Source organism: Sporosarcina sp. FSL K6-5500 (assembly GCF_038005665.1).
In the GTDB taxonomy this organism is placed as follows: domain Bacteria; phylum Bacillota; class Bacilli; order Bacillales_A; family Planococcaceae; genus Sporosarcina; species Sporosarcina psychrophila.
The window spans coordinates 3,728,829-3,754,500 of record NZ_JBBOTP010000001.1 but is presented as its reverse complement, the minus strand read 5'-3'; the positions used below and the strand labels follow the sequence as shown (position 1 = coordinate 3,754,500).

Sequence of the window (25,672 nt, the reverse complement as noted above, 5' to 3'; positions counted from 1 at the left end):
TCTTTTCGTTTTGGATTGTCTATAAGTTGTTGTTGATCATTCAATACAGGTCTACTATATGAATACATGCATTAATTTACTCGTCAAAAAAATTGCGCTGCATGAAAATCTACCTCATACAACGCAACTTTTTTCCGTTTGTTACACCCACCACATATCAGTAGGCTGATCTTTTATCATTACAGATTTCAAATTCGTCACTGCACGTGAAAGCCCTTCATCAACTGACATTAACGGATCCTCATGTTCAATACTCACAACATAATCATAGCCATATGTGCGTAATGCACTCATCATATCCGACCAATCTTGGATACTATGCCCACATCCGACAGATCTAAATGTCCACGCGCGAGATTGCACATCTCCGTAGGGTTGCATATCTGTTAAGCCATGCATGTTCACATTGTCCTGGTCAATAAAAGTATCTTTGGCATGGAAATGATGAATGGCATTTTCTTTCCCTAAAATTTTAATAGCCGCAACCGGATCGATCCCTTGCCACCAGAGATGGCTTGGATCCAAATTGGCTCCAATGGCCGGTGAAGTTGCTTCTCTTAATTTCAACAGGGTATAAGGTGTATGTACTGAAAACCCACCATGAAGCTCAATCCCTATTTTTACACCGTGATCTTCCGCGAATTTTCCTTGTTCTTTCCAGTAAGGAATGAGTTTTTGCTCCCATTGCCAGTTATAAATATCCGAGTACTCTGTTGGCCATGGAGATATCGGCCAGTTTGAATGTTTTGAGCCCTCATGTGATCCCGGCGTTCCTGAGAATGTATTGACAACGGGCACATTTAATAACTGTGCTAGTTTAACCGTTTTCACGAATGTGTCATGAGCGTTTTGTGCGACTTGTTTATTTGGAGAAACTGGATTGTCGTGACAGCTGAACGCACTAATCGTTAATCCGCGGGACTGAATTTTATCAAGATACGCCTTCCGTTTATCCTCACTTGCAAGTAGCTCATCTACATTACAATGGGCATCCCCTGGATTTCCACCCGTTCCAATTTCTATTGCTTGTAAACCTGCATCTTTTACATAGTCTAGCATCTCTTCAAATGGCATTTGTGAAAATAAAACTGCAAATACGCCTAGTTTCATGAATCGTACCTCCAATGGTTAGTCAAATTTTGGTAAATCGTTTTGTTTCCATTGATTCCAAAGCCGCCAGAATTACCTCTAATGACTTCATACCTTCCTCGCCATTAATGAGTGGTTCAGTATCTTGCACAATCGAGTCCACAAAATGTTCGATGATGTGTGTTGTTGTTTGACCACCTTCGGCATTAGACTGAATTCCACCTAATTCATAGTTAACGACTTCACCATTTTTATACTGAACAATTAACGAATAGTTTGGATCATCTTCTAGACGTAATGTAGCATGTTCACCATAGATAATCGTGGAATTATCTTCTTTTGCCGTATAAGCCCAACTAGCTGCAAGTGTTCCAATCACACCGCTTTCAGATTTCAAAATACAAACGGCATTATCATCAACATCTGTATTTTCTTTCGCACTTGTTTCAATAAAACCAGCTACTTCGACAAATTCTTCACCAAGTAAGTAGCGAAGCAAATCAGCTTTATGTACGCCAAGATCCCCCATCGCACCAATAAAGGCTTGCTCTTTATTGAAGAACCAACTGTCTTTACCGTCAACACTCCATCCTTCAGGCCCGCCATGTCCAAATGCAGTTCTGAAGCTATAGATTTTACCTACCTCACCTTTTGCAATTAAATCTCGGGCCTTAGCATGCGATGCTACAAAGCGTTGATTATGCGCGATCATTAATTTTTTATTATTATTTTTTGCAGCTTCAATCATTTCCGTAGCTTCAACTCTCGATGTTGCCATCGGTTTTTCGCATAAGACATGACAGCCCGCTTGTAAAGCAGCAATGGAAACAGGAGCATGTAAATAGTTTGGTAAACAAACACTCACTGCATCCGGCTTTTCCACTTCAAATAACTTTTCATAGCTAGTATAAGCTTTTGCTCCATATTGTAGTGCAATCTCTTGTGCTCTTTCTTCGATAATGTCACAGACTGCGACAATTTCTACTCCGGAATGGCTATTAAATTCTCCTAAATGTCTATTTTTAGCAATACTTCCACATCCAATAACAGCAACTCGTAATTTCGACACTTTTTTCACTCCTCTTATTGTTTTCATTGAATATGAATATATATGTTGAAATTAAGAATCCCATTACATCCGCTACAGCGTGAGAGGCTGCTTCCTGCCTAAACCAAGGATTTTCCCCGCCAGCCTTAGGATTGCGGCTATCCCTTTAAGAGGGCTTCACTGAGTTATAAAAGTATTCATTTGTTCAACATATTAGTAATTTTCTCTAACGGTTTAGCATTGCCATAGATTGGCGTTGGTGTGTTCGAATTGGTAGCCCATTTTGCTGCATTACGAATCACCTGTTGCACATCTTTATTGTAGTATGTAGGATATGTTTCATGTCCTGGTCGGAAATAGAAGATCTTCCCTTTGCCACGCTTAAATGTTGCGCCACTTCTAAATATTTCCCCACCTTCAAACCAACTAACAAAGACTAGCTCATCAGGTGCTGGGATATCAAAATGCTCCCCATACATCTCTTCTTTTTCAAGTTCGATATACTCCCCGATGCCTTCTGTAATGGGATGGCTCGGATCAACAACCCATAATCGTTCTTTCTCATCTGCTTCGCGCCATTTAAGATCACAAGTCGTTCCCATCAACGTCTTGAATATCTTAGAAAAATGAGCCGAATGCAAAACAATTAAGCCCATACCTTCCAATACACGCTTCTTAACTCTTTCTACTACCTCATCTTGTACTTCATCATGCGCAAGATGACCCCACCAGACGAGTACATCTGTATCATTCAAAACCTCTTGCGTTAAACCATGCTCTGGTTCATCGAGTGTTGCTGTTTTTACATGTTGAGCGTCCTGTTGTAAGAAATCTGCAATTGCTCCGTGTATTCCTTTTGGATAAATACCCGAAACAACTGGATTTTTTTGTTCATGACGATTTTCATTCCATACGACGATATTCATAAATAGTTCCTCCTTCAAATAGTCTGTTGCACGAATTTAAGCAACCGGTTGCATTTATATATAAAATTACGTATTCTCCTTATTTACAAAGCTGAACACGAATTTCTTTCCACAATAACAGTTGGTATGATAACACTTTTTCTAAACATTTGCGGATCTTTCACCAGTTCGATTAAACAGTTTGCCGATTCATACCCTAATTGAAATATTTGTGTATCCACAGTTGTTAATGGTGGATTGGCTACTTTTGATATCACTGAATTATTAAAAACAATCATACTCATATCGTCTGGTACTTTAATGTTTTTCTCACTCAAAGCAGTCAACACAATTAACGCATTTAAGTCATCTGAGACAACTAATGCAGTAGGCGGTTCAGCTAAGCCCATTAATTCAGTGATAACTTGTTTCCCATGATGAGGATCGAATTGAATATTTTTGATATAGCCCTCTGATACAGCCAACCCCTGCGCTTTTACCGCTTGAATGAAGCCATTTAACCTGGCTTCACTTACTTCAAACTGATCATCTTCACCAATAAATGCGATCTTTTTATGTCCAAGGTTTAGTAAAAAATCAGTAGCTTCTTTCGCCGCTTGGACGTTGTCATTATCTACAAACATGATCTTACTGGATTGAATTAGAGGTTTGCCTATGACGACGAATGGAATACCAGATTCTATTAAATAAGGAACGACTTTATCATCTTTTTTTGAGTATAAAACGATCATGCCATCCACTCTTTTTCCGCGTACCATTTTTACAGTATCAGCAAAGATTTCTTCCTCAGATTCCCCTGTGGTTAAACTGATACTAAAGTCATGCTTGCTGCACAAGGCGCTGATACCCCGAATAACTTCTGGGAAAAAGGAGCTATGCATAAACTCTGACGTAGAGTTTTTCATAATAATACCGATTGTCTTCGTTGATTGTGTAGCAAGCATTTGCGCATTATAGTTTAAATGGTAACCCATTTCATCCATAACTTTTTGGACTTTTCGTTTCGTTTTCTCACTAATGAGGGGGCTATCTGAAATTACACGTGAAACCGTAGATGGGGCTACATTTGCTTGAGCCGCAACATCTTTGATCGTTACTGACATAACCTTCATCCTTTATAGTTTTATTTAACGGCACCTTCTGATACCCCTTCGATAATTTGCTTTTGCGCAAAGAAATAACCGATAATAACTGGAATCACGGCGATTGTTAACCCTGCTAATGCTAAATGCCATTGTTTTGTGTATTGACCAAAGAATAGGAACATTTTTATAGGAATTGTCGCACTCGAGTCCGATAATATCAGAGATGGTAATAAGTAATCATTCCAAATCCAAATCACATTTAATATTCCTACTGTAACTGAAATAGGCTTAAGTAATGGGAATATGATCTTCCAAAACACTTGAAATCTATTCGCTCCATCGATAATGGCAGCCTCATCCATTGAACTTGATATTCCAGTCATTGCACCATGATATAAAAATATAGATAAACTAGAACCAAATCCTAAGTACATAAAGATAAGGCCTGGACGATTCAACATATCCGCTTGTCCAAATAATGAGACAAGTGGAATCATAACTGATTGAAATGGAATTAACATAGCAGCAACAAAAACTAAGAAAATAATGCCACTAAGCTTACTCTTATTCCGTGCCAATGCATATCCCGCCATAGATGAGAAAATAATGATAATTCCTACACCTGAAACAGTAATTAGTATAGAGTTCAAAAGGGCACTCATAAAATCTAAATCAATAAAAGCCTTCACAAAGTTATCCATCGTATATTCTTTAGGTAATCCGAGTACATCCGTGAAAATTTCCCGCTTTGTTTTAAATGCATTAACAATCATTAAGTAAAAAGGTGAGAGCCATAATAAAGCAAGCAATAGGCCAAAAAATTCTATAATATATAAATTACGTTTACTTTGCTTCATTACAAATCCACCTCTCTTTTTTTATTAAAGTAAACTTGCGTGACGGCAACAGCGGCTATAATCAGGAAGAAAATAACGGCTTGCGTCTGGGCATAGGCCATTTTATTTTCAGTAAAAGCTGCTTTAACAATACTCATCGCAACCATTTGCGTGGAGTTATAAGGTCCGCCATTAGTCAACGACAGGTTTTGGTCATAGATCTGAAATGAACTAGACAGTGTTAAAAACATACTAACCGTAAATGCAGGTGCTACTAGTGGAAAAGTGATTTTCCAAAAACGCTGATAGCTAGATGCTCCATCAATTTCTGCCGCTTCAATCAAATCTTTTGGTATGTTTTCCAAGTAAGCAATATAAATAATCATAATGTACCCAGCCATTTGCCAAGATGTTAAAATGACTAGTCCCCAAAAGCCAGTTGCGGTCGTAGACAACCAACCTGTTAAGGCCTCAATTCCCAGCAAATCTCCTAATCTTCCAAAAACACTTATGAAAACAAACTGCCAAATGAATCCTAAAATGAGCCCACCAATTAAGTTTGGCATAAAGAAAACAGTTCGCATAAAACTACTCGTTTTCATTTTCCGTGTCACTAGCAAAGCTAGACCTAGTCCTAAAAAGTTAAGGAGTATGACGGAAGTTACTGCAAATTTAGTAGTAAACCATATCGCTGCTCTGAATTCTGCATCTTTAAATAAAGTGATATAATTCTTAAAGCCGACAAAGTCAGTTACTACCATACCATTCCAATTTGTAAAGGAGTAAATAACACCATAAATAAATGGGATAATAATCACAATACCTAAACTTAAAATCACTGGCATTAGAAATAACCAAAATGATAAATCACGGTTACGCATTACTTGCACCCCCAATATGTAGTACAGCTAACAAAAATTTGCATGAATTTTTGTTAGCTGTATTTTTCTGTAGATCAAATCATTTTCGTTCTTCTTCCCATTTAACTTGTACTTCATTAATCATTTCATCCCAAGCGATACCACCACTTAAATACTTTTGCATGCTAGCTCCAAGTACATTTTCACTCCAGCCCGTTGGAGCCCCCTGGAACACCCATCCTTGTATAGTGTTCCCCTTGGAAGCATATTCATAAATTGTTTGAGAAAGAGGATCTGCTATTTTAGATGAATCATAATCTTTATACGCAGGAATAAATTTAAAGTCTTCTAATACAGCATTTTTACCAGTCTCAGATGTATACATCCAATTCAAGAAATCTTTACTTGCTTGAACTACTTTTTCATCACTATTACTATTTACAGCCCAATACATCGGAACTCCGGCTGGAATATGACCTTCCAATCCTTCAACAGGAACTGGAATAATACCGATGTTATTTTCAGCTAATTCTGGATCCATATCATAAATCGAGTTATAAACCCAGTTACCTTGTTGAATGATAGCAACTTTTTCTAAAGAAAATAATTGTTCTACTTGTTGGGAGTAATCTAAGCTGAGAACAGGTTGAACAGAATATTTATTCTCCAGGTCAAGATGCCTTTTCAATTCATCACTTTTTTCAAATGCTATCGTCTTACCATTAAAAGCCTCTATAGCATCATTATTGAATTCTGGTGCAAAGAAGATGTTTGCTAAATGGTTTCCAATTACCCATTTTTCTTTAGCTGCAAGTGCAAATACAGCGTCGATGCCTAGTTTCTTCTTTTGGCTGTCCAATGACTCAACCGCATTCTCTAAATCGTCAAAAGTAATAATTTCATCTGGATTAATTCCAGCCTCTTTAAAAATTCTTTTATTATAAATTAAGCCATAGCCTTCTTGATTAAACGGCAATCCCAGAACTTCATCACCATTTCGCACAGTGTCTAGTGTACCTTCAAGGGCAATTTTTGCTGCATCTGTATCGGATACGTCTGCTAAATAGTCTTTATACTCTTCAACAGCAGATGGCCCACCTACATTAAAAATATCTGGTTCTTCACCTGAAGAAAATGCCGTTTTTAAAGATGCGCCATAATCATTTCCCCCACCGACAGTTTTAACATTAATCTTTACATCAGGATTTTCTTTTTCATATACTTCTACAAGATTTTCAAATTGATCTTTAATTTCTACTTTAAATTGAAAAATATCAACTGTTACCTGATCCCCAGATGCATTGTCTTTTCCTTCGCCTTCCGAACCTGAGCATCCGACTAATGCAAGACTAGAAATTAGAAATACGGAAACTAAACCCCAAAAACGCTTCTTTTTTCTCAATATAATCTCCCCTTTTTTGTTTTCCTCCAATGAAAGCGGTTGCACAATTTAATTCTAGTAGCCATTAATTATCGACTTATCCCCCTAGACCAATCATGAAACCGGTTGCATTGATTTACATCTTTAGACTAACATCCAATTTCTAATTGTGCAATACAAATATTTGATTTATTAGATTCCATTAAATTTTAGGTGATTTCAGTTTTTACTTTTATCAATTATTTTTTGGTAATTTCTATAAAAAGCGGAAAAGCATAAAAAGGCAATAAGCGAGCCTGTTAAAAAGGGAAGGAAGAATCTGAAAACGTTTAGGCTTATATATAGGACTACACCACTACTAATTGCCACAGCAATAAATAATACTGGACTTCCTATCGTTAGGAGAAATGTATTTTTTAATGCAGTAATCAACTTCATATGATAATGAACTGTAACCGAAAAAAGATTGATTGAAAAGACAAATAAGATAATACCCAAAATCATAAAAAGAAACATCAAAATACTACTTTTATCAACAAAATAATAGACATCTACCGCCCAAATCATCCAAGCTATTGTTAAAATAAGGCCACTTGAAGCACTTCTTTTATAATTTTCTTTATAGTACCGCCAATAAGTCTTGAAAAGATGACTACTATCTTCATCTTTAATAATCCACCCTCTTACCATCCCAAACATTGCGGTCGTTGCAGGGAAGAATAAAATTGGCATTAATAGTATTAAGGGAATCAATAAAAGGGGTAATTCTTCTATTTGTTCAATAAATAATAGATTTAAAAGCAAAAAAACAATTGGTATATTAAAGAGAATCCAAAATAGATTAATCAAAGAAAACTTCATAATCCATTCACTAATGGCATACAAGCCACCCATAAAACCCGTTTTGTTGTTCATACTTATATCACTCCCTATTTTCTAAATTGAATGGTGTCATCGTGTACAAATACCAAAAAGAGAGTTAACCACTTAATGTGATCACTCTCAATCATAGAAGTAACAAAAGGAGCTATCTCTCAAAGTTTCGACCTTCACAAAGCTTTATAGTGTATACTTTCTCTAGTCCTTGCTAGGAAAATGCAATGATGCCGCACCTAATAATCCTGCTTTATTACCAAGCGAAGCTTTCAATATTTCCACATTAGAAAAACTTTTCAACATTAATTCTTTTGCTTTATTAGTCACCATTGCTACTAATCTTTCTTGCTCCATGACCCCACCGCCTATAATAATCGCAGGAGGATTAAAGATATGTGTTAGTGAAACGAGGCCATATGCTACTTCAAGTACCCAGTCATTAAGAACCTCTTCTAATTTCACATCACCTTGTTCAAGGCCTTCAAAAATCTTTCGACCATTGATATATTTTTTATCAAGTTGCGATGCTTTTTTTACTAAAGCTGTGGTCGATCCATACATCTCGTAACATCCCACACAGCCACAATTACACTTCTCGCCTCCAGGATGCAAAATCATATGTCCAAATTCACCTGCACCTCCATTAAGCCCCTTATAAACAGTGGAATCAATTACTATTGCTCCGCCTATACCTGTTCCGTAAGTTAAGCATAAGAAATCGTTAAAGTTCTTACCAGCACCAAAATAGTTTTCCCCTAGTGCAGCCGCATTCACATCGTTCTCAACTTTCACAGGAACGCCGAACTTAGCTTCAAAAATCGCTTTTATTTTCATACCCGTATAATTCGGAAAATTTTCATTCGCATAAATGATAGAGCCCTCTTCACTATTTACTTGACTGGCTGTACTAATACCGATGGCATCAAATCCTGTATAAGCGTCTATGATTTTCGTGATTATATTATCAACTAAATGTGGTCCACCCTTCTCAGCTTCAGAATCGAATTCTTTAAAAGCAGAAGCATTCCCTTTCTCATCAGCTATACACATCTTAATAGATGTTCCCCCAATATCCACTGCTACTATTTTCATATATTCCATCCCTACATTTCTTATTTTTTATACACTAAACTAGTTGAACTTGTCTGCGAATTAACTGTAGCACAAGTTTTTGATTCTATCCACCCAAATAAGAGACCTTTTAATACTTCTATCTGACACTCTAACAATTATTTCATACGTACTACTAGGACAACTACAAGGCGAAGTTTATGCAAAGAATAAACGGGAGATTCCCCAACTAAAGGATTCTCCCGTTTCACCTAGATATCTGTATCAAATTCATTATAAATATATCTCTCGCCACTTTTTCCGTTCTTTTTCATTCAATTGTGCTTCGAGCGTCTCATCCCAGTGTTCTGACAGCGTATTCCACACCCTTGCATAGAGTAAATCCTCTGCCTCGTTATACAGATGAAATTCAATGCATGGAACCAAATCGACTTGAATGTCAGAAGCAGATACAATTTCAGACACAACAATCTGAACGTTTCCTTCTCCTGATTCTACGCCCATCGCTTTAAGCGCATCTATGAGAACCGAATCCTCAAGCTTCGCTACAGACCAATCATCAATTTCGCTTTTAAAGCGATAAAGTTCCTTCTCTTCATACGCAATATTCTTTATTTCTCCATTCAGAAATGCTTGATGGCATGGACTGTAAAGCGCATGTGTAGAGCCACTTTCTGGTTCATGTACGAAAATACCCGTTTTAAACTGCCGGACCCCAACTTCTGTTAAAGAGTAAAAACCTTCTCTTTTTTCGATTACACCAGTTCTCGACATTTTATCAATCAAATCATTGATAAAAAGCTGTTCAACGAGTAGAATATCACTCAACTCTTCAGCAGTTGCAATATCGGCTTTTCCAAAAGCAATCAACATCATTTTCATCAGAATATCCACTTTCGTGCGCATAACGGTTTGGTAGACAATTTCGACTGAATTAACAGGTAAACTCCATGATAGAGAACCCTTTATTTTTACATTAAAGTCCTGTTGAAGTTCTTTTGTTAACCGTCCCTTTAAGTCATTCATACACAGGGATCCCCCTATAAATCATACTTTTGCAGTTCCTTCAAGATTCCTAAGCCCATTTTTCAATTTGATGCTTTCTAAAAGACGTCCATACATTTCCCTTGAACTTGGATGTTTTGTCCTCATCGTGAACATACCCGAACTCCCCACGATTATGAGCAACTCGCGTGCACGTGACAAAGCAACATTTAGACGCCTGTAGTCCCTCGCAAACCCGATGTCACCACCCTTATCCTGGTGATTCCGAACGAAACTTAAAATAATGACGTCCATTTCCATGCCTTGAAACTTGTCCACTGAACCTGTTCTGCAATGTAGATGCTGCGGGATTAATTCTTGCTGAATTAACCGGTCTACTCTTTTCACCTGTTCACCATAGAAGCTTATTACACCAACACTTTTTTTGTCTTCCTGCTTCATTCTTCCAGCATTTTTCGCATTTTCAGTTGCCTTATCTAAATCCATCAAGAGTTTTTTTATCATCGTCAATTCAGCCTGATTAAAGCGACTAGTACCCCCTTTAACCTTCTCCTCGAAATACTTCGGTTCATTTGGCATGTCAAACCAGAGAAGATGATCTTTCCTATGCACATAGCGGGATTCCATCAAGTGATCACGAACAGAATCTGAGTCCGTTAAACCACACTGAAGACCATAATTTCCTTCTTTGTAAAAAGGCGTAATTGTTTCCATTATACTTTCGTGCATACGATACTGGATGGCTAGCATCGTTTTGTTTTGCTTCGGTAATGTTCTAAAAAGACGTTCAAATAATGATTCTTTCAACAATTTTTCTAGTTCATTCTTTTCTTCAGTATTGTCGCTCTCCTCAAGTAATTCCTCCAGTGTATCTTGCCCCATAAGTGGTGGTAACTGATGATGATCCCCCACTAAAATAATCTTTTTCCCTTTTAACATTGGTAGCAATAATTCGGGAGGTGTTGCTTTAGAAACTTCATCTATAATGACCACATCGAATGTCGGATACTCCTCCATGAAATCACGTCTCGCAGACGCGACGCAAGTTGTCCCTATGACATTCGCATGCTGTACATATAGTTTTCGGATTTCGTCAAGATCATATTCATTCGCTTCCGTGAGCAGTGTCCTCCATTCATTTTGAAGTGAATGGTTGATAGGCAAACGTTCTTTATCGATTTTGAGTTTCTTCACTTTTTTCGATAAAGTCATGAGTGAAGTTTGCGCTTGTTGACGCTGTTCTTCGGGATTCTGGGCTAGCAATTCCACTAAAGGTGCTAGTTGACTTTCCTGCTCCAGGCGCTCTGCATTTATCGAATCAAGTTCTTCACTTATGACTTGAAGCCTAGCTCTATTGTTTTGTAATCTTTGATTATTAACGTCGACTTCACTGTTTTTAGCATCCAACTCATTGATATATCGTTTAAGTGTCGCCTTCTTATCCATATAGTCGGCATAGACTTGTTCTTTTTGCTTCAATTTTTCTTTCGCTGCTCTAAGTGATACCGTTTCATCGACAGTTCCAACTTCTTCTTGAATTTTTTCAGCAGTTCGCTGAAGGTCACTTAGCGTTATTTGGTGACTCTCCGCATTGCGCTGCATTGCGCTTCTTTCCTGTTCTATTTCTGATATAAATTGATTGGTATGATCAATTATTTCTGTCTTAATAACAGCAAACATTTTTTTGGCATCCAACCTAATTTGATTTTGTTTTTCCAAATTTCCGCCCTGTGTCTGCACATAATTCTTTCTTTCACGTAACATTTCTAAAGCAATCGCGATTTTATCAAGATTATCATATTTTTGAGCCGAATAATTCCTCGTTTCAAGACTACTTTTAGTCGCTGGATCGATTAGAAATTTCCCAACACGATCAATGAGCCCATGAATATCTGTTACTGAACTATACTTTTGGTTCACAGTTCTTTTAACTGCATTTGGCAAAAATCCATGCTCTTTCAACAAACGCTCTATCATCTCAATAGCCGCTAAAAGTCTTTTTTGTAATTCTTGCCATTCACTGTATTCGCCACTAGACGTGTCGGATTTAATTGAATCAATCAACTTATTTAATTCGGTCATTTTCCAATTCGTATTGAATGTCGGCACTATTCCGAAAAACTCTAGTCGATTTTTCAATAAGTCAATTTTGGTTATTGAATCTAACTGTTTCACAAACACATGAATAGTATCAATTTTATTGCTTTTTAGTTCCAGTTCTTTACCTATACTTGCGATAGCATTTTCTGACTCGTCAATCATGTGTATTGTTTGACGATAGCTTATGTAAAAACGCATTTGCTCTAATTGAGGTTCTAATTTCTCCATCTGTTCAATTGTCTCTGGACTCATGTTTTCAACTTGTATAACTTGTTCAAGTTGAGTGATTTCCTTGTTTAATGCGTCCGCTAATTTGTTGAAGTCAGCTTCATTTCCTACTAATTCTTCACATTCCTTTTTATAGATTACTGCTTTTTTACTGAGCTTCATGATTTCGCTAGAGAGGAGAAGATGTTGTGCTTCGGCCTCTTCTTTTTGCTTTATTTTTTCATCTAGCGACAGCAGGTCCTGTTGAAGTTTTTTCAATCGCACTTCACAATTCACTAACTCATCTTGAAGTTGTGCTTCTTTTTCAGTATTTGACTGAAGTTGATTATTCACTGCATCTAACGTTACGTTTTTCCAGTTCAAAGCTACATTTTCTTCAATAAATTTTTTTCCTTCTTCTTCAATACTATCTGTCCGACCGTAACGTAAAATCCGAATATCTTGATGCGTTAATAATCTACCGAGCGCATTGTCCACCGCTAGATTTGCTTGTGAGGCGACGAGTGTACGCAACCCCGCCTTGACATTTTGATGACAAATTTCAGAGATAACTGTCGTCTTTCCGGTCCCCGGAGGCCCTTGAATCACGTACAAATCATTTGACGTCATGGCCCCAGTTACAGCTTCTTGTTGAAACTCATTTAATTCATTATGAAAAACAAGCTCTTGCTGTTTTTTTGAAATACGAACGACTGGCCGCTCCTCGAAAAGGACCTTTTCTAAATTTGCATTGGCAGCTAGACCATCTTGGAGATCTTTAAAACCTTTCCTTAATCTTTTTACTTGGCTAAGTTCAGCAAAGTTACTAAATACAACTTCCTTATACGATTTCGGATGCCATTCATTCCGTCTTGCCATCTCTTTATAATTCCGACTCAGTTCGATTTCAATAACTTTCTTAGACCTATCTGTATTTATGACGCTACCAATGTCATTTGATAGCCCTTTCATCTCGGCACCAAAACCTTTAATTGTATTCCATTCATTTCCTTTTAACCCACTGCAAACAATACTCAGTTTACTGAAATCTTCATTAAAACTGGCCATTGAAAAAGTTGCTGTCAAATCTGCAACATCCGCATTACTTTCTTGAATTCGTAAATAACCTTCCCAGCTGGCAATTCTTTTCTTCACGTACTCAGAACGTTCTTGTGCAATCGGTAATTCTCTAATGCTTGTGTACAAATCGATAGGCATCGCGACGCCGGCACTACGGCCTAGAAGAAACTTCAATCGTACTGGAAGACGTCTGTTCGTCTGTACGGGTTCTCTACGGCCCCTAACGTGGAAACCAGTCGCTAAAAAACCATCATTTTGATAAACACATTCCATTACAGCTACTCTATCGTTTAAACGCTTCGATAAAGCTTCGTTTGAGCCATTGTCGAAGAACAACGAAAAGGACATATTGCCCTGTCTATTATTGGGACGCTTTTCAATATGTACATCGAAGGCAACCTGCATCGAAAAAAAGGCGTGCTCATCCGTTGACCATTTTATGAGTTCTTTGCGTGCGTTAGCCGTAATTTCAAGCCCACAGCGCATCGCCACATTTATGGTTGATTTATGTCCCATTAAGCATGCCTTCCTTTCGTAAATTGGGTCTATTCTTAAGTATGACACTGTATTCAGGATAAATGTATACAATCACTCAATTGGTTCAATTACTAATAGAGGTGACAGTTAATCTGATTTATAAAGGCCACATTTCCAGACCTATATTTGGACAACTAAAAACTGATTGCTCCATATTCGGAAACAATCAGTCACAGGTTTTTCAATCTTATAATGAAGACAAGGATATTGCACCTAAAAGCCCTCGAATGTCTTCAACTTATAATTAAATCGTGATACTTATATTTTCAGGAATCTTGTACTCGATCTTTAATTCCTTTGTTGAAATAGTTTCTTCGATTACTATATTTAATAAATCCCCTTTAGTTAATTCAGGGATATAGGCATCAATTAGTATATAATTTTTCTGCTTCGTAGGCTCTCCGTTAAACGAATTACTGTTCTGATCAATTATCGTTATACGTGCTAATTCAAATTCTTTAGTCGGTTTCTCTAATCCCAATGTTAATTTTCCATCATTCACATTATAGGATGATGAAGAAATTTCTATATTAGACTGATTCTCAAGTTGCTTAGCAGTCTCATTATTACCAAGGTTCAACATGGCGACAACAATTACAAACAATACGCCTGTGGCAATCAGAACATTTTTTTCTGATAATTTCATTGGACACTCCTAAATGAGTTTTTATTTACAAATTAACATTTTACACTTTTTTTTGTATAAGTAAAGCCCTTTTCGTGGTACTATACTTAAATAGTATTTAAAAGGTACTTTATATCACTATTTTTTGCGCTCATTGGACAACTAATTATGAACTCTTTAACGCAAATAATAAACAGGAGATGTCCAAATGCGGCAAATTAATTCAAATCCCACACTTCTTAATAAGTTTATAATTCTTAATTCAGCGTCATTAAAAGGCTTTTCGCAAGTTATTTTAGTTGATAATGCTTTTTCAGGGTTTTTAATACTAATGGGGATTACGCTTCATTCACCATTTCTTGGTCTAATGGCTTTTCTTTCTTCTATAATAGGAACCCTAACCGCGCAGTATTGCGGTGGAGATCATTCGCTGATTCGGGCTGGAATTTACAGTTTTAATTCCGTTCTAAGTGGAATGGCGGCAGTTCTTTTTTTAACTGGGGGAAATCGCTGGCTGATTGCACTGATTGCCGCTGCAATTGCTGCTTTATCAATGGCTATACTAACGAAATGGATTGCTAAATGGGGAATCCCTATACTAACAGTGCCGTTCGTTTTTATTACTTGGATTGGGCTACTTGTTACTTACAGGACCGACGTGCTTCACATGGATCCTGGTTTCGTCATCAGCTCCCCCGCGCGTTGGAATTTACAAACTGAGGGAACGCCAACTTTATTAGTTGGATTGATAAAAGGAATTGGTGAAGTTTTCATCATTGACTCTCTTTTGACAGGCTCCCTAATTCTTGTAGGGCTTTTCTTGGCAGGTTGGCGATTTGGAGTTTATGCAATTATCGGTACGTTTGTATCCTGGCTTGCTGCTTATTTTATGGGTGTAGATGCGCAATCATTGAATTTAGGTTTATATAATTACAACGCTGTTTTGACAATCATAGCCGTCAGTCTCGTATTTGATAATAAACCAGAAAAAACGCCGCTGACTGGAATAGTAGCTGCCACCTTGACAGTTCCAATTACTGCAGGATTGGAGTTCCTTCTCGATCCACTTGGTCTGCCTGCGCTAACGTTCCCTTTCATCTTATGTACTTGGTTATTTATAGCAGCAAGAAAGTTATTTCCGAAAATCTAAAAAGTGCGCGTGCAGATGAGCTAGTTCTGCAGTCGCACTTTTTTAATGAATGGAACTAGTTCTGTGTGCCAATTATTGCTGATGTTAAAAGTGTAAACCATGTTATACTATCATCCAATAGAAAATTTTAATTTGTAAAGGATGAAATTTTTATGATATATGATGTATTTTTATTTGATTTAGACGATACATTGTTTGATTTTGGCGAAACAGAAAAACGGGCGTTCACTCACTCTTTCGAATCAAACGGCTTTCCGAATGGGTTGAAGGACTATAGGGATAGTTACAACGCAATCAGCAAGTTGCTATGGGATGATTTGGAACAAGCGCATATCACACTGATGGAGTTAAAAACAGAAAGGTTTAAGCGATTGTTCATGCAACACGGCCTCGATATGAATGCGGAAGTTTTTGGGCAAACTTATCTTGATAACTTGGGTAAAGAAGTTCATCTTATTGACGGTGTGACAGAAATGCTGAGTAGCCTTAAAGGTTCCAGATTGGCGATATTGACGAACGGATTTAAAGATGTTCAGTTAGCTCGAATCGGTGGATCAGTCTTAAAAAACTCTTTCGAAGCTATTATTACATCTGAAGAGGCAGGTTACCAAAAACCACAGTCAAAGATATTCGAGTATACATTCAATAAATTGCAACTAACAGACAAGTCCCGTGTCCTAATGATTGGGGATTCACTTTCATCTGATATTCAAGGCGGAAATAACTTTGGTATCGATACTTGTTGGTTCAATCCGCAACAAAAGAAAAACTCAACTACCGCTAAACCTACATATGAAATTCAGAACTGGAACGAATTCAATTTCGGTTTCCGGAACATTTATTGAAACAGAAAATCATGTCTTGTAAAAGCGTATTGGACAGCAAAAGTTGCTGAATCGATACGCTTTTTTATACTTATGTCCTATTTTAGCCTAGTCCGGTGAATTTGGTTCTTTCAATTCACTATACCAACCTCTTCAGAATCAAGCGTAGTTTCAAGTTCAAAATAAAACAATAAAGAAGCATTACTGTAGACACCTAGAATAGTTTTGGATAAAACTTTTTTATCGCAATATAATGACTATTAACCCCTCTATTGTTCGGTTAACTGAAAACATGTTAAACTTTCATTAGGGTATTAATTTGCAATTGTATGATATTTTAAACAAGACATATAACTAGTAGAGAGTGGGAAATTCGTATGCAGGAACAACAATTGGCAAGAGGCCTAAAAAACAGGCACGTACAACTAATTGCCATTGGGGGAGCAATCGGAACAGGATTATTCCTTGGTGCCGGAAAGTCGATTCATTTAGCAGGACCCTCCATTTTATTTGCTTATTTGATTACAGGCATAGTTTGCTTTTTAATCATGCGCGCACTTGGAGAACTGCTCTTAACCAATTTGGAATATAACTCTTTTGTTGACTTTGTACAAGACTATATGGGGAATATGGCTGCGTTCGTTACAGGCTGGACTTATTGGTTCTGCTGGATTTCAATCGCAATGGCTGACTTAACTGCCGTTGGTCTGTATACCCAGTTTTGGTTCCCTACAGTGCCACAGTGGATGCCAGGATTAATTGCACTTGTCATTTTGCTATTTATGAATCTTGCAACTGTTAAACTTTTTGGCGAAATGGAATTTTGGTTTGCATTAATTAAAATCATCGCGATTCTTGGACTCATTGTTATCGGAATCTTCATGATTATAAAAGGTTTTTCTACCGATTCAGGTCCATCCAGCTTCTCTAATCTATGGAGCCACGGTGGTATGTTCCCTAATGGCATTCATGGCTTTATCTTATCATTCCAGATGGTTGTATTTGCATTTGTAGGCATTGAACTTGTAGGACTGACAGCAGGGGAAACCGAAGACCCGGAAAAAGTTATCCCGAAAGCAATCAATAATATTCCTATTAGGATTTTAATATTCTATATCGGTGCTCTGATTGTTATTATGAGTATTTATCCGTGGAATGCTATCAATCCACTGGAAAGCCCGTTTGTCCAAGTCTTCGTTGCAGTCGGTATCGCTGCAGCTGCTGGTATCGTTAATTTCGTCGTCCTAACATCTGCAGCTTCGGCATGTAACAGCGCCGTCTTCAGCACAAGCCGTATGATATACTCGCTAGCTAAAGATAATAATGCACCTGTACCATTTACAAAACTGACTACCAACAAAGTCCCTTCCAATGCACTGTTCTTTTCAACCGTTATTATTCTGATCGCTGTTGTTTTGAACTATGTGATGCCGGAAGGCGTATTTACACTGATTACAAGTATTTCTACAGTGTGTTTCATCTTTATTTGGGGAATAACTGTCATCTGTCATTTGAAATACCGTAAAACTAGACCAGACCTTGCGAAAGTGAACAAGTTTAAAATGCCACTTCATCCATTTTCCAATTACTTAATCCTTATTTTCCTTGCATTCGTTCTTGTCGTACTAGCACTTGCAGAAGATACACGTGTTGCTTTGTTCATTACTCCTGTTTGGTTCATTTTGCTGATTGCTATTTATCAAATACGAAAAAATAAGAACCAACGGAACAAAATACAAGTCCTGTGATTCGTAAATAGTCTTTTATAGTAAAAATGAAAATGCCCTGTCTCTTGTTTCGAGACAGGGCATTTTCTATCTGGTCGTACCAATGTGTTGAACACCTAAAGTCTATTTGGTATTTTTCTTTTTAGCTCTTTCTTCCAGTTTGCTTTTTGGCTCTTCAGCGAATTCAGTATCTCCATAACCTTGAGGCGTTACACTAGTGGCTTTCTTCCCTTTATCGTTATTGTGATCACTATTGATATTTTTGTTTTTCGTCATTAGTTCTTTCACCTCCATTTAGACATACTACAATTTTTTAGTTCAAATTATAGTATGTCCAAATGTTGTATATACACTCCCGTGAATATACATTTAATCATACAACCTTTCATTTTAACCCAGCTACTTCTTCTTTCGATAATTGACGCCATTCACCAAGAGCTAACGTACCAAGGGGGAGTTTTTTAATCCTCACACGTTGTAAACGAGTGACATTAATTTGAAACCGTCTACACATTCTTCTAATTTGTCGGTTCAATCCTTGTGACAAGGTGATTCTAAAGCAATTATCATCTATTTGAATGACTTTACACGGCTTTGTTAGTACATTCCCCTTTTTTCTAGGATTATAAATTTCCACGCCTTTAGCCATTTCATCTATAAACGCCGCCGTTATTTTTTTATCAACTGTGACCATATAGTCTTTTTCATTATTATTTTCTTCCAGTAAAAGCTCGTTTACAATGCTGCCATCATTCGTCAGAAGAATTAACCCTTCAGACTGCTTATCTAGACGTCCAACAGGAAAAATCCTTTCCGGGTAATTGACGAAATCGATAATATTCCCTTCAATTCGGCTCGCCGAGGTGCACGTCACACCCGTTGGTTTATTGAGCATAAGATAAATATCATTTTCTTTCGCTTTGATAAGTTGCCCATCCACTTCTACCCGGTCCCCTTCACAAATCACATGTCCTAGTGAAATCTGATTCCCATTCACAGTCACTTTCCCCTCTTTTATCAACACATCGACCTTTCGCCTGGAACAAAGCCCCGATGAACTAATAAATTGATTCAGCCTCATATTGTTTCCTCCATTTACATCGTAAACAATCTGTTTGCTCTTGATTCCGTTCAACTCCACAGATCATTGCTTACCCTATTTTACCACACTAAATTTACCGTATTCGCCCACATATATAAGGACCGTCTCATGACAGTAAATGACTAACAATTTCATTTAAAAGAATAAAAACACAAAAATAAATCAGCCATTCACATAAATGGCTGATTTTAACTATATTTCCGGAACCTAATTCTGAATTATGTTAGAATCCGATTCCATTCTCTTTTGTATGATTTTAAATACCAAATACATACTATGTTATTAAATTTAGGTTCATAAACGATCATCGGAATCCTGCTTATAATCCTCTTCCCAAAAATCAGCATTTTTTATGCCCAGCTTCTTGGGATCAAAAACAGGATCAAGCCCTAATTTCTTCTGACTTTCATAATCTTTCAAGGCAAGTAGCGCTGGTTTGGTCAGTAGTAAAATCGCAATGACATTCAGCCATACCATAATACCTAAACCCGCATCTCCAAGTGCCCAGGCCAACTCTGCCGTTCTGATTGTTCCCCAAAAAGTCATGATTAGAATGACGATTTTCAATATGAGCATGGCCATTTTCGTGTTCTTTTTTCGTATTAAATAAGCTATGTTTGTTTCTGCAATATAATAATAGGCCATGATTGTTGTAAAAGCGAAGAAAAATAGCGCAATGGCTACAAAGCCTGCTCCAAAACCAGGAAGAGCACTGTCAACTGCTGCCTGTGTATATCCTGGGCCCTGTTCTACACCAGGGATATTATTGACGATATATGTTCCATCCTCTGCCTGTGTGTTATACATTCCCGTAAACAGGATCATAAATGCTGTCGCTGAACAGACGAACAATGTGTCAATGTAGACGGAAAAAGACTGAACCAAACCTTGTTTGACTGGATGGGATACTTCTGCCGCCGCGGCCGCATGAGCTCCAGTTCCCTGTCCTGCTTCGTTTGAAAATATTCCCCTCTTCACGCCCCACATAATCGCCATACCAATGATACCGCCAAAAGCGGAATCTATGGCAAAAGCACTTTTAAAAATCAATGCAAAGACTTCAGGTAATAGATTGATATTCATTACAATAATTACGAGTGCAACCAGCATATACCCCAATGCCATGAATGGAACGATAATCTGTGCAACGTTCGCAATTCGCTTGACTCCACCTAAAATGATGAAACCTAAGATAGCTACAATTACAAGCCCTGTTCCCCATTGGGGAATACTAAATGCATTATTCATCCCAACGGCAATTGAATTGGATTGGACACCTGGCATGAGGACTGCCATCGCAATTAGAGCAGCAATTGCAAATAGAGTTCCAAACCACTTCCATCCTATTCCTTTCTCAATAAAATAAGCTGGACCACCGCGATATTGTCCATCTTGTTTCACTTTGTATATTTGTGCTAGTGTGGATTCAACAAAGGCACTTGAGGCCCCAATGAAAGCGATTGCCCACATCCAAAAGACAGCTCCTGGTCCTCCGTAATAAATTGCCGTTGCCACACCCGCAATATTACCTGTCCCAACCCGCCCGGAAAGTGCAATTGATAACGCCTGGAAGGAGGAAATACCAGCATTTGAACTTTTCCCCTGAAACATCAATGTAACCATCTCTTTAATGTGCCTCACCTGCAAAAAACGCGTCAATACAGAAAATAATAAACCGACCCCAAGTAAAATATAAATGACTGGCGTACTCCATAAAATGTTATTCAGTCCATTTACAAAATCCTCCATTAAACACCCCTCCACCCTTTTTTAAATTTTCAGACAATACCTTCTGATTATATGATAGAATTTCAGTTTGTAGACGAGTTCTATTCGGTTTTTAGTAAGGCATTTTCTTTATGCGAAATTACTATCAACTCACATATCCATATAAACATACAAAAGATACCAGACATTCACTTACATACCTGATACTCTAATTATTAATATGCAACTGTAGTTTCTGCATAGCCTTTTAGTTATTTTGAAAATGAACGTAACTGTTCAGAGCGATAGATCATCATTCTTTGCTTGTTCAATTGGGCATTGTAATACATAGAAAGGGTGAAATTCTCGGCTGCAATTACTCTGTATTTTTTCAGAGGACCTCGAATAATAAATGGAATGGCATTATTCGAGGTCCGCTCTTCGCTCGCCAAATCTGAATTCAAACCGATTGCCAAGTAAAAGTAATGGACGTAAATTCGAGATTGTCTCATACATAATCATAGCCAGTATCTGTTTCAATTCGCCTTTCATTATTAAACAGAAAATGACGATTCAGGATTGGTATTCATCGCACTGATTATAAAAAATCACCTCGGCCGATTTGATTAAGCAAAATTTGAATTCGTCAATGCATCCTCAATATCGACTTTATATAGCGCTTCCTTTGACGTAGCTTTCTTAATCGTAAAATTGATGCAAACATATAAAGGTTTAAAAATTTCCCGATATCAATTACTTATCGGTATCCGGAATTTCTGGCTCCTAGTTCGGATGAATTACCAATTTGTATTTGTATCAGATACTTTTTCCCAAATAAATATCCCTGTCTATGTTCTGTTGACATAGACAGGGATATTTCCAATAATATCGCAACTTCACTCTGTTTCCATTATTTCTTCTTTTTTGAAGAACCTTTACTCTTACCCTTAATATTATTTTCAACAGATTTCTTTTCGACTGATACCTGTTCTTTTGAAAAGTCTGTCTCCTCCCCGAATTCTGTGTCGTAGTTGAGATTGTTAAAGTTGCGATGATTTGTATCCTCAACTACTTCTTCCATTGGTTTAAACAAAATCCCTAAGCAAACCAGTCCACTTAGACCAACAAGAACATAAATCACCCTTGACAAAAATGCCTCTTGCCCACCAAATATTGATGCTACTAAATCAAATTTAAAAATCCCAATTAAACCCCAGTTAATAGCACCAATAATTACTAATGCCAAAGCAATCCGTTGTATCGCTCTCATGAATTAACACCTCCTCCATATTACTATTCCGTTTTATAAACTAATCGCCGCCGCAATCACTAATGAAATGTTCTTTTTTCTCATCGTAAGATCTTTCCCGAGTGCTGTCTGGATGATACCTTCAGGAATGGTCACAATAAAAACAATTCATCCGTAAATCGCTAAGACTTGTTCTTATCTTCTGCCAATAGAGTGTTTTAATACATTAAATTATAATTCGTGAAAATCTAAAGACTAATCACGTTATTTTAATTTTCGATACCTATTAAGCAGGTCTAACGGGAGGATGTGAATGCTTAGCATTGACTGAATCCAATTATGCATTTATTGGTATGACAGGAAATATTACTTTTCAATAGTTCTTGTAAACTACTTTTTTGGGCCAAGTGCTTGTTCTTTTCTCCATAGATTGATTTCCTGTCGATTCACTAATTTGAGTGTGAATCAATGCATTAGTGTTTGTCTAGGTTAAATTTCAACGCCATATGACATGGATTAATGAAAAAATAGCCACTTTAAGATTTGGATTTCCATCTCTCAAAGCGGCTATTCGTATTGAATTAATAATCTACGCCTGATGCTTTTCCAAAAATGCCAGCATCAAGCTATATACTTTAATTTCATTCTCTTTTTTCGAGAACCCATGTCCTTCATCTTCCAAAACAAGATACTCGACATCACGGCCCTTTTCTTTTAATTTTGCAACGATTTGGTCAGACTCTTCTTTGACGACTCGTGGATCTTTTGCTCCTTGAATGACAAGCATAGGCTTTACCATGCCGTCTAAGTAAGTAACAGGTGAGTCTTTGATGAAACGTTCTTTATCGCGCTCGGGATCCCCAAGCCATCGTTCCATTATCGGCTTCCAGTGTGGTGGAACAGAGTTGATGAAGGTAAATAAATCAGACGGCCCGAAAATATCAACAACTGCTCTGAAATAGTCTGAATGTCGCCCATGCAATAATAGTGCCATGTATCCGCCATAGCTACCGCCGACAAGGAACAGCTTATTTCGGTCTGTAAACCCACTTTCAAACAACCACTCGATTCCAGCGATACAGTCAAGTCTTGGTCCCTCGCCCCAATCCAGCTCAACTAGCTTTGTGAATGCCGATCCATATCCTGTACTTCCACGGAAGTTCGGCGCAAAAATTGTATAGCCTCTATTAATGAAGCATTGGAACATCGAACGGAACATTTTCCGCTCAGCTGATTGCGGTCCACCATGTGGCCAGAAAATCGTATAACCGTTATCATTTTCGGGCTTCGCTTTGAACAATAAAGCCTCGATTTCCATCCCATCAAAGCTTGTATAGGAAACAATGTCTGGCTCCACCATATCCTCTGGACTTAATCCCAAGACACGATTGTTCGTCAATTGCTTCCACTCTACACCGTTAGACGATTGATAGACATTATGTGGTACGGTTGCACTGCGTCCTAATATATAAAGATTTCCCGATTTCGCCACTTGTATTTGTTCTATGATATCAACAGGCAACGAGCATTCTTCAACTTTGTCGGTGGCAACGTCATACCGATATAAAATATCTGTAACACCTTTGACAGTGATAAGATAGAACGCTTTGTTGTCCTTATCCCATTTAACCGATTGAATACTTTCCCCATCAAAGGCTAGGACTTTGGAAAACTCTTTGGATGTCAAATCGAACTTAGCCAAATACATTTCGTCGCTGTCGTAATCCGTTGCAAAGTAAATTGTTTCATTATCTGTGAAAACTGGTTCCATGGCAACATGGACCTTCTCTGGGTCCGGTGTAATGTTGAAGGTCTCTTCCCCCATCTTTACAAAGCCAACGATATATGTATTGGCAAATGCTCGTAAATAAACAAATGATTCTTCATTCTCGGATACTGCAGCTAGTTCGGTAGTTGATACTTCTCCGACATTCAGCAGTCTATCCTCTCCTGTTTCCAAATTACGAATCCGCGTGTTCAAAAAAGATGGATTCTCTTTTGATGTCTCATAGTACACGCACTTTCCGTCTGCACTCAGATGGCTAAAATAATACTTTTCAGATGCATCTCCTGTAATAAGTGGATGCGGCAATCCACCTTCGTTCGGTATCGCATAAATTTGATAATTCTCATCTCCATCCTTATCAAATCCCGCTAACACATACCGGTTCTCTGGATCGAATTTTATAAAATTACATGATTCATCCCTATGAGCAAACAGATATGGATAAGTGTCCGGCAAATCCATCGCCCACAAATTCATTTTGCCATTTAAATTAGCGTTAAACACTAATCGCTTTTCATCGCTACTTACTGCAAAGTTTGTAATCGTATACGTACGGAAAAATTGCTCGACTGTTGGTTTCGGAAAATTAATCATTATGAACCCCCTAAATGGTAGTAAAGCAATTTCATTTCTTCCTATTAGTATACCATTTATCAGATAAAATAGAATACCACAAGGATTCCGCTTTTTGAGAGTGGTAATGACTTATTTTTTATTACACACATAAGCAAGCTGTGCCAAAAAAATTCAATAGAGAAAGGACATAAAAAGTAGAAATGATTATTATAGGTGCATTTTTTTGCAACTGTATATTCTAACGGAACTAATAGTCCACCATAGCCTACGGTGACAACTTTGACCTCTACCTCTTATAGGTGTCTCCTATACAATCGGGGGTACTATTTTAGTATTGCTTGGTGTACCAGCGTTCCCCCCCACCAACCAATGTCTAGATGGTTCTTCCATGAATGGTGCTAACACTATTTTCACCATTCATGGTACCGACCACTATCATCAGACGTATCAAGTTACTACAACCGTCTCACTACTTGCCGGCGCTAGACTGATGCTAAATGGTATTTCCTGATTCAATTGTTTCCCTCGCTTCGCTGTAGCTGCTGCATCAAGTTATATTTATAATTGATTTTCCCCTTGTCATACACACGTAAAAAAAGGTACTCATGTAATTCAATATACTTTAAATCATACTTAGTCCAGATACCCATAAGTTGAATTTCAAAATAAAAAAGCAGTGATTATCGCTTATTACCGACAATCACTGCTTTTTTAAGTAGCTCATTGTTGAATAGTGCTGTGTTCCCTATCGCTTGAAAAAAATTACCGAAAGCTTCAATTGTACTTCGTTTAGCAACTAACTCCTTGACTTTCATCTCCGGTCAT

At 37.6% G+C, this 25,672-nt stretch carries 21 protein-coding genes; 4 read left to right on the top strand and 17 right to left on the bottom strand.

What is annotated here, in order from left to right; all coding sequences use genetic code 11:
* Positions 1–141: 141 nt before the first annotated feature.
* The 12 genes from MKX62_RS17900 to MKX62_RS17845 all read right to left on the bottom strand — a co-directional run bounded on the left by MKX62_RS17900 (position 142) and on the right by MKX62_RS17845 (position 14,747).
* Positions 142–1,110, bottom strand: a complete 969-nt coding sequence (locus MKX62_RS17900; RefSeq protein ID WP_067208664.1) for a sugar phosphate isomerase/epimerase family protein — start codon at positions 1,108–1,110, stop codon at positions 142–144.
* A 22-nt stretch (positions 1,111–1,132) separates the two neighbouring features.
* Positions 1,133–2,158, bottom strand: coding sequence for a Gfo/Idh/MocA family protein (locus MKX62_RS17895; protein ID WP_340741998.1), 1,026 nt, complete (start codon positions 2,156–2,158; stop codon positions 1,133–1,135).
* A 176-nt stretch (positions 2,159–2,334) separates the two neighbouring features.
* A complete protein-coding gene (locus MKX62_RS17890) occupies positions 2,335–3,063 on the bottom strand; it encodes a ThuA domain-containing protein (protein WP_187047581.1) in 729 nt (242 codons plus the stop codon).
* 83 nt (positions 3,064–3,146) lie between these two features.
* The gene (locus tag MKX62_RS17885) at positions 3,147–4,166 is read right to left on the bottom strand and encodes a LacI family DNA-binding transcriptional regulator (RefSeq protein ID WP_340741997.1); all 1,020 of its coding nucleotides are present in this window, start codon (positions 4,164–4,166) and stop codon (positions 3,147–3,149) included.
* A gap of 20 nt (positions 4,167–4,186) precedes the next feature.
* The gene (locus tag MKX62_RS17880; RefSeq protein ID WP_067208654.1) at positions 4,187–5,005 is read right to left on the bottom strand and encodes a carbohydrate ABC transporter permease; all 819 of its coding nucleotides are present in this window, start codon (positions 5,003–5,005) and stop codon (positions 4,187–4,189) included.
* A complete protein-coding gene (locus tag MKX62_RS17875) occupies positions 5,005–5,865 on the bottom strand; it encodes a carbohydrate ABC transporter permease (protein ID WP_067208651.1) in 861 nt (286 codons plus the stop codon). Before MKX62_RS17875 ends, MKX62_RS17880 begins: the two co-directional genes overlap by 1 nt.
* Before the next feature lie 79 nt (positions 5,866–5,944).
* The gene (locus tag MKX62_RS17870) at positions 5,945–7,246 is read right to left on the bottom strand and encodes an ABC transporter substrate-binding protein (protein WP_187047579.1); all 1,302 of its coding nucleotides are present in this window, start codon (positions 7,244–7,246) and stop codon (positions 5,945–5,947) included.
* 198 nt (positions 7,247–7,444) lie between these two features.
* Positions 7,445–8,140, bottom strand: a complete 696-nt coding sequence (locus MKX62_RS17865; RefSeq protein ID WP_340741996.1) for a YesL family protein — start codon at positions 8,138–8,140, stop codon at positions 7,445–7,447.
* A 162-nt stretch (positions 8,141–8,302) separates the two neighbouring features.
* Positions 8,303–9,193 carry an ROK family protein gene (locus tag MKX62_RS17860; RefSeq protein WP_067208642.1) on the bottom strand — a complete coding sequence of 297 codons (891 nt, stop codon included), beginning with the start codon at positions 9,191–9,193 and terminating at the stop codon, positions 8,303–8,305.
* Positions 9,194–9,445: 252 nt separating this feature from the next.
* Positions 9,446–10,198: a hypothetical protein gene (locus MKX62_RS17855; protein WP_187047578.1), complete on the bottom strand. Its 753-nt coding sequence runs from the start codon at positions 10,196–10,198 to the stop codon at positions 9,446–9,448.
* A gap of 21 nt (positions 10,199–10,219) precedes the next feature.
* Positions 10,220–14,080, bottom strand: coding sequence for an AAA domain-containing protein (locus MKX62_RS17850; protein WP_340741995.1), 3,861 nt, complete (start codon positions 14,078–14,080; stop codon positions 10,220–10,222).
* A gap of 265 nt (positions 14,081–14,345) precedes the next feature.
* Complete coding sequence (locus MKX62_RS17845; RefSeq protein ID WP_340741994.1) at positions 14,346–14,747, bottom strand: hypothetical protein; 402 nt, start codon at positions 14,745–14,747, stop codon at positions 14,346–14,348.
* 187 nt (positions 14,748–14,934) lie between these two features.
* Between MKX62_RS17845 and MKX62_RS17840 the strand changes: the two genes are divergently transcribed.
* The 3 genes from MKX62_RS17840 to MKX62_RS17830 all read left to right on the top strand — a co-directional run bounded on the left by MKX62_RS17840 (position 14,935) and on the right by MKX62_RS17830 (position 18,448).
* Positions 14,935–15,876, top strand: a complete 942-nt coding sequence (locus MKX62_RS17840) for an urea transporter (RefSeq protein WP_340741993.1) — start codon at positions 14,935–14,937, stop codon at positions 15,874–15,876.
* 152 nt (positions 15,877–16,028) lie between these two features.
* A complete protein-coding gene (locus MKX62_RS17835) occupies positions 16,029–16,721 on the top strand; it encodes a YjjG family noncanonical pyrimidine nucleotidase (RefSeq protein ID WP_067208628.1) in 693 nt (230 codons plus the stop codon).
* A gap of 356 nt (positions 16,722–17,077) precedes the next feature.
* Positions 17,078–18,448 (top strand): amino acid permease, encoded by a 1,371-nt coding sequence (locus MKX62_RS17830; RefSeq protein WP_067208625.1) that lies wholly within the window; start codon positions 17,078–17,080, stop codon positions 18,446–18,448.
* Between the two features lie 102 nt (positions 18,449–18,550).
* Here the strand turns inward: MKX62_RS17830 and sspL are convergent, their stop codons facing one another.
* The 5 genes from sspL to MKX62_RS17805 all read right to left on the bottom strand — a co-directional run bounded on the left by sspL (position 18,551) and on the right by MKX62_RS17805 (position 24,865).
* Positions 18,551–18,703 carry a small, acid-soluble spore protein L gene (gene sspL / locus MKX62_RS17825; protein ID WP_067208623.1) on the bottom strand — a complete coding sequence of 51 codons (153 nt, stop codon included), beginning with the start codon at positions 18,701–18,703 and terminating at the stop codon, positions 18,551–18,553.
* Between the two features lie 109 nt (positions 18,704–18,812).
* Positions 18,813–19,508, bottom strand: a complete 696-nt coding sequence (locus MKX62_RS17820; RefSeq protein WP_338652540.1) for a pseudouridine synthase — start codon at positions 19,506–19,508, stop codon at positions 18,813–18,815.
* A gap of 315 nt (positions 19,509–19,823) precedes the next feature.
* Positions 19,824–21,278 (bottom strand): alanine/glycine:cation symporter family protein, encoded by a 1,455-nt coding sequence (locus MKX62_RS17815; RefSeq protein ID WP_067208616.1) that lies wholly within the window; start codon positions 21,276–21,278, stop codon positions 19,824–19,826.
* 868 nt (positions 21,279–22,146) lie between these two features.
* Positions 22,147–22,506 (bottom strand): DUF378 domain-containing protein, encoded by a 360-nt coding sequence (locus MKX62_RS17810; protein WP_067208613.1) that lies wholly within the window; start codon positions 22,504–22,506, stop codon positions 22,147–22,149.
* 568 nt (positions 22,507–23,074) lie between these two features.
* Positions 23,075–24,865: a S9 family peptidase gene (locus MKX62_RS17805; RefSeq protein ID WP_067208610.1), complete on the bottom strand. Its 1,791-nt coding sequence runs from the start codon at positions 24,863–24,865 to the stop codon at positions 23,075–23,077.
* Positions 24,866–25,142: 277 nt separating this feature from the next.
* On the opposite strand from MKX62_RS17805, the gene MKX62_RS24475 reads away from it, so the two are divergent.
* Positions 25,143–25,358, top strand: a complete 216-nt coding sequence (locus MKX62_RS24475) for a BclA C-terminal domain-containing protein (protein ID WP_354313172.1) — start codon at positions 25,143–25,145, stop codon at positions 25,356–25,358.
* The last annotated feature ends 314 nt before the right edge of the window (positions 25,359–25,672 follow it).

Bases quoted from the DNA above. Each gene is read 5' to 3' on its own strand.
- MKX62_RS17815 (WP_067208616.1), bottom strand. From the start codon at position 21,278: ATGGAGGATTTTGTAAATGGACTGAATAACATTTTATGGAGTACGCCA.
- MKX62_RS17850 (WP_340741995.1), bottom strand. From the start codon at position 14,080: ATGGGACATAAATCAACCATAAATGTGGCGATGCGCTGTGGGCTTGAA.
- MKX62_RS17880 (WP_067208654.1), bottom strand. From the start codon at position 5,005: ATGAAGCAAAGTAAACGTAATTTATATATTATAGAATTTTTTGGCCTA.
- MKX62_RS17900 (WP_067208664.1), bottom strand. From the start codon at position 1,110: ATGAAACTAGGCGTATTTGCAGTTTTATTTTCACAAATGCCATTTGAA.
- sspL (WP_067208623.1), bottom strand. From the start codon at position 18,703: ATGACGAAAAACAAAAATATCAATAGTGATCACAATAACGATAAAGGG.
- MKX62_RS17845 (WP_340741994.1), bottom strand. From the start codon at position 14,747: ATGAAATTATCAGAAAAAAATGTTCTGATTGCCACAGGCGTATTGTTT.
- MKX62_RS17830 (WP_067208625.1), top strand. From the start codon at position 17,078: ATGCAGGAACAACAATTGGCAAGAGGCCTAAAAAACAGGCACGTACAA.
- MKX62_RS17865 (WP_340741996.1), bottom strand. From the start codon at position 8,140: ATGAACAACAAAACGGGTTTTATGGGTGGCTTGTATGCCATTAGTGAA.
- MKX62_RS17820 (WP_338652540.1), bottom strand. From the start codon at position 19,508: ATGAGGCTGAATCAATTTATTAGTTCATCGGGGCTTTGTTCCAGGCGA.
- MKX62_RS17885 (WP_340741997.1), bottom strand. From the start codon at position 4,166: ATGTCAGTAACGATCAAAGATGTTGCGGCTCAAGCAAATGTAGCCCCA.
- MKX62_RS17860 (WP_067208642.1), bottom strand. From the start codon at position 9,193: ATGAAAATAGTAGCAGTGGATATTGGGGGAACATCTATTAAGATGTGT.
- MKX62_RS17810 (WP_067208613.1), bottom strand. From the start codon at position 22,506: ATGAGAGCGATACAACGGATTGCTTTGGCATTAGTAATTATTGGTGCT.
- MKX62_RS17855 (WP_187047578.1), bottom strand. From the start codon at position 10,198: ATGAATGACTTAAAGGGACGGTTAACAAAAGAACTTCAACAGGACTTT.
- MKX62_RS17805 (WP_067208610.1), bottom strand. From the start codon at position 24,865: ATGATTAATTTTCCGAAACCAACAGTCGAGCAATTTTTCCGTACGTAT.
- MKX62_RS17875 (WP_067208651.1), bottom strand. From the start codon at position 5,865: ATGCGTAACCGTGATTTATCATTTTGGTTATTTCTAATGCCAGTGATT.
- MKX62_RS17835 (WP_067208628.1), top strand. From the start codon at position 16,029: ATGATATATGATGTATTTTTATTTGATTTAGACGATACATTGTTTGAT.
- MKX62_RS17840 (WP_340741993.1), top strand. From the start codon at position 14,935: ATGCGGCAAATTAATTCAAATCCCACACTTCTTAATAAGTTTATAATT.
- MKX62_RS17890 (WP_187047581.1), bottom strand. From the start codon at position 3,063: ATGAATATCGTCGTATGGAATGAAAATCGTCATGAACAAAAAAATCCA.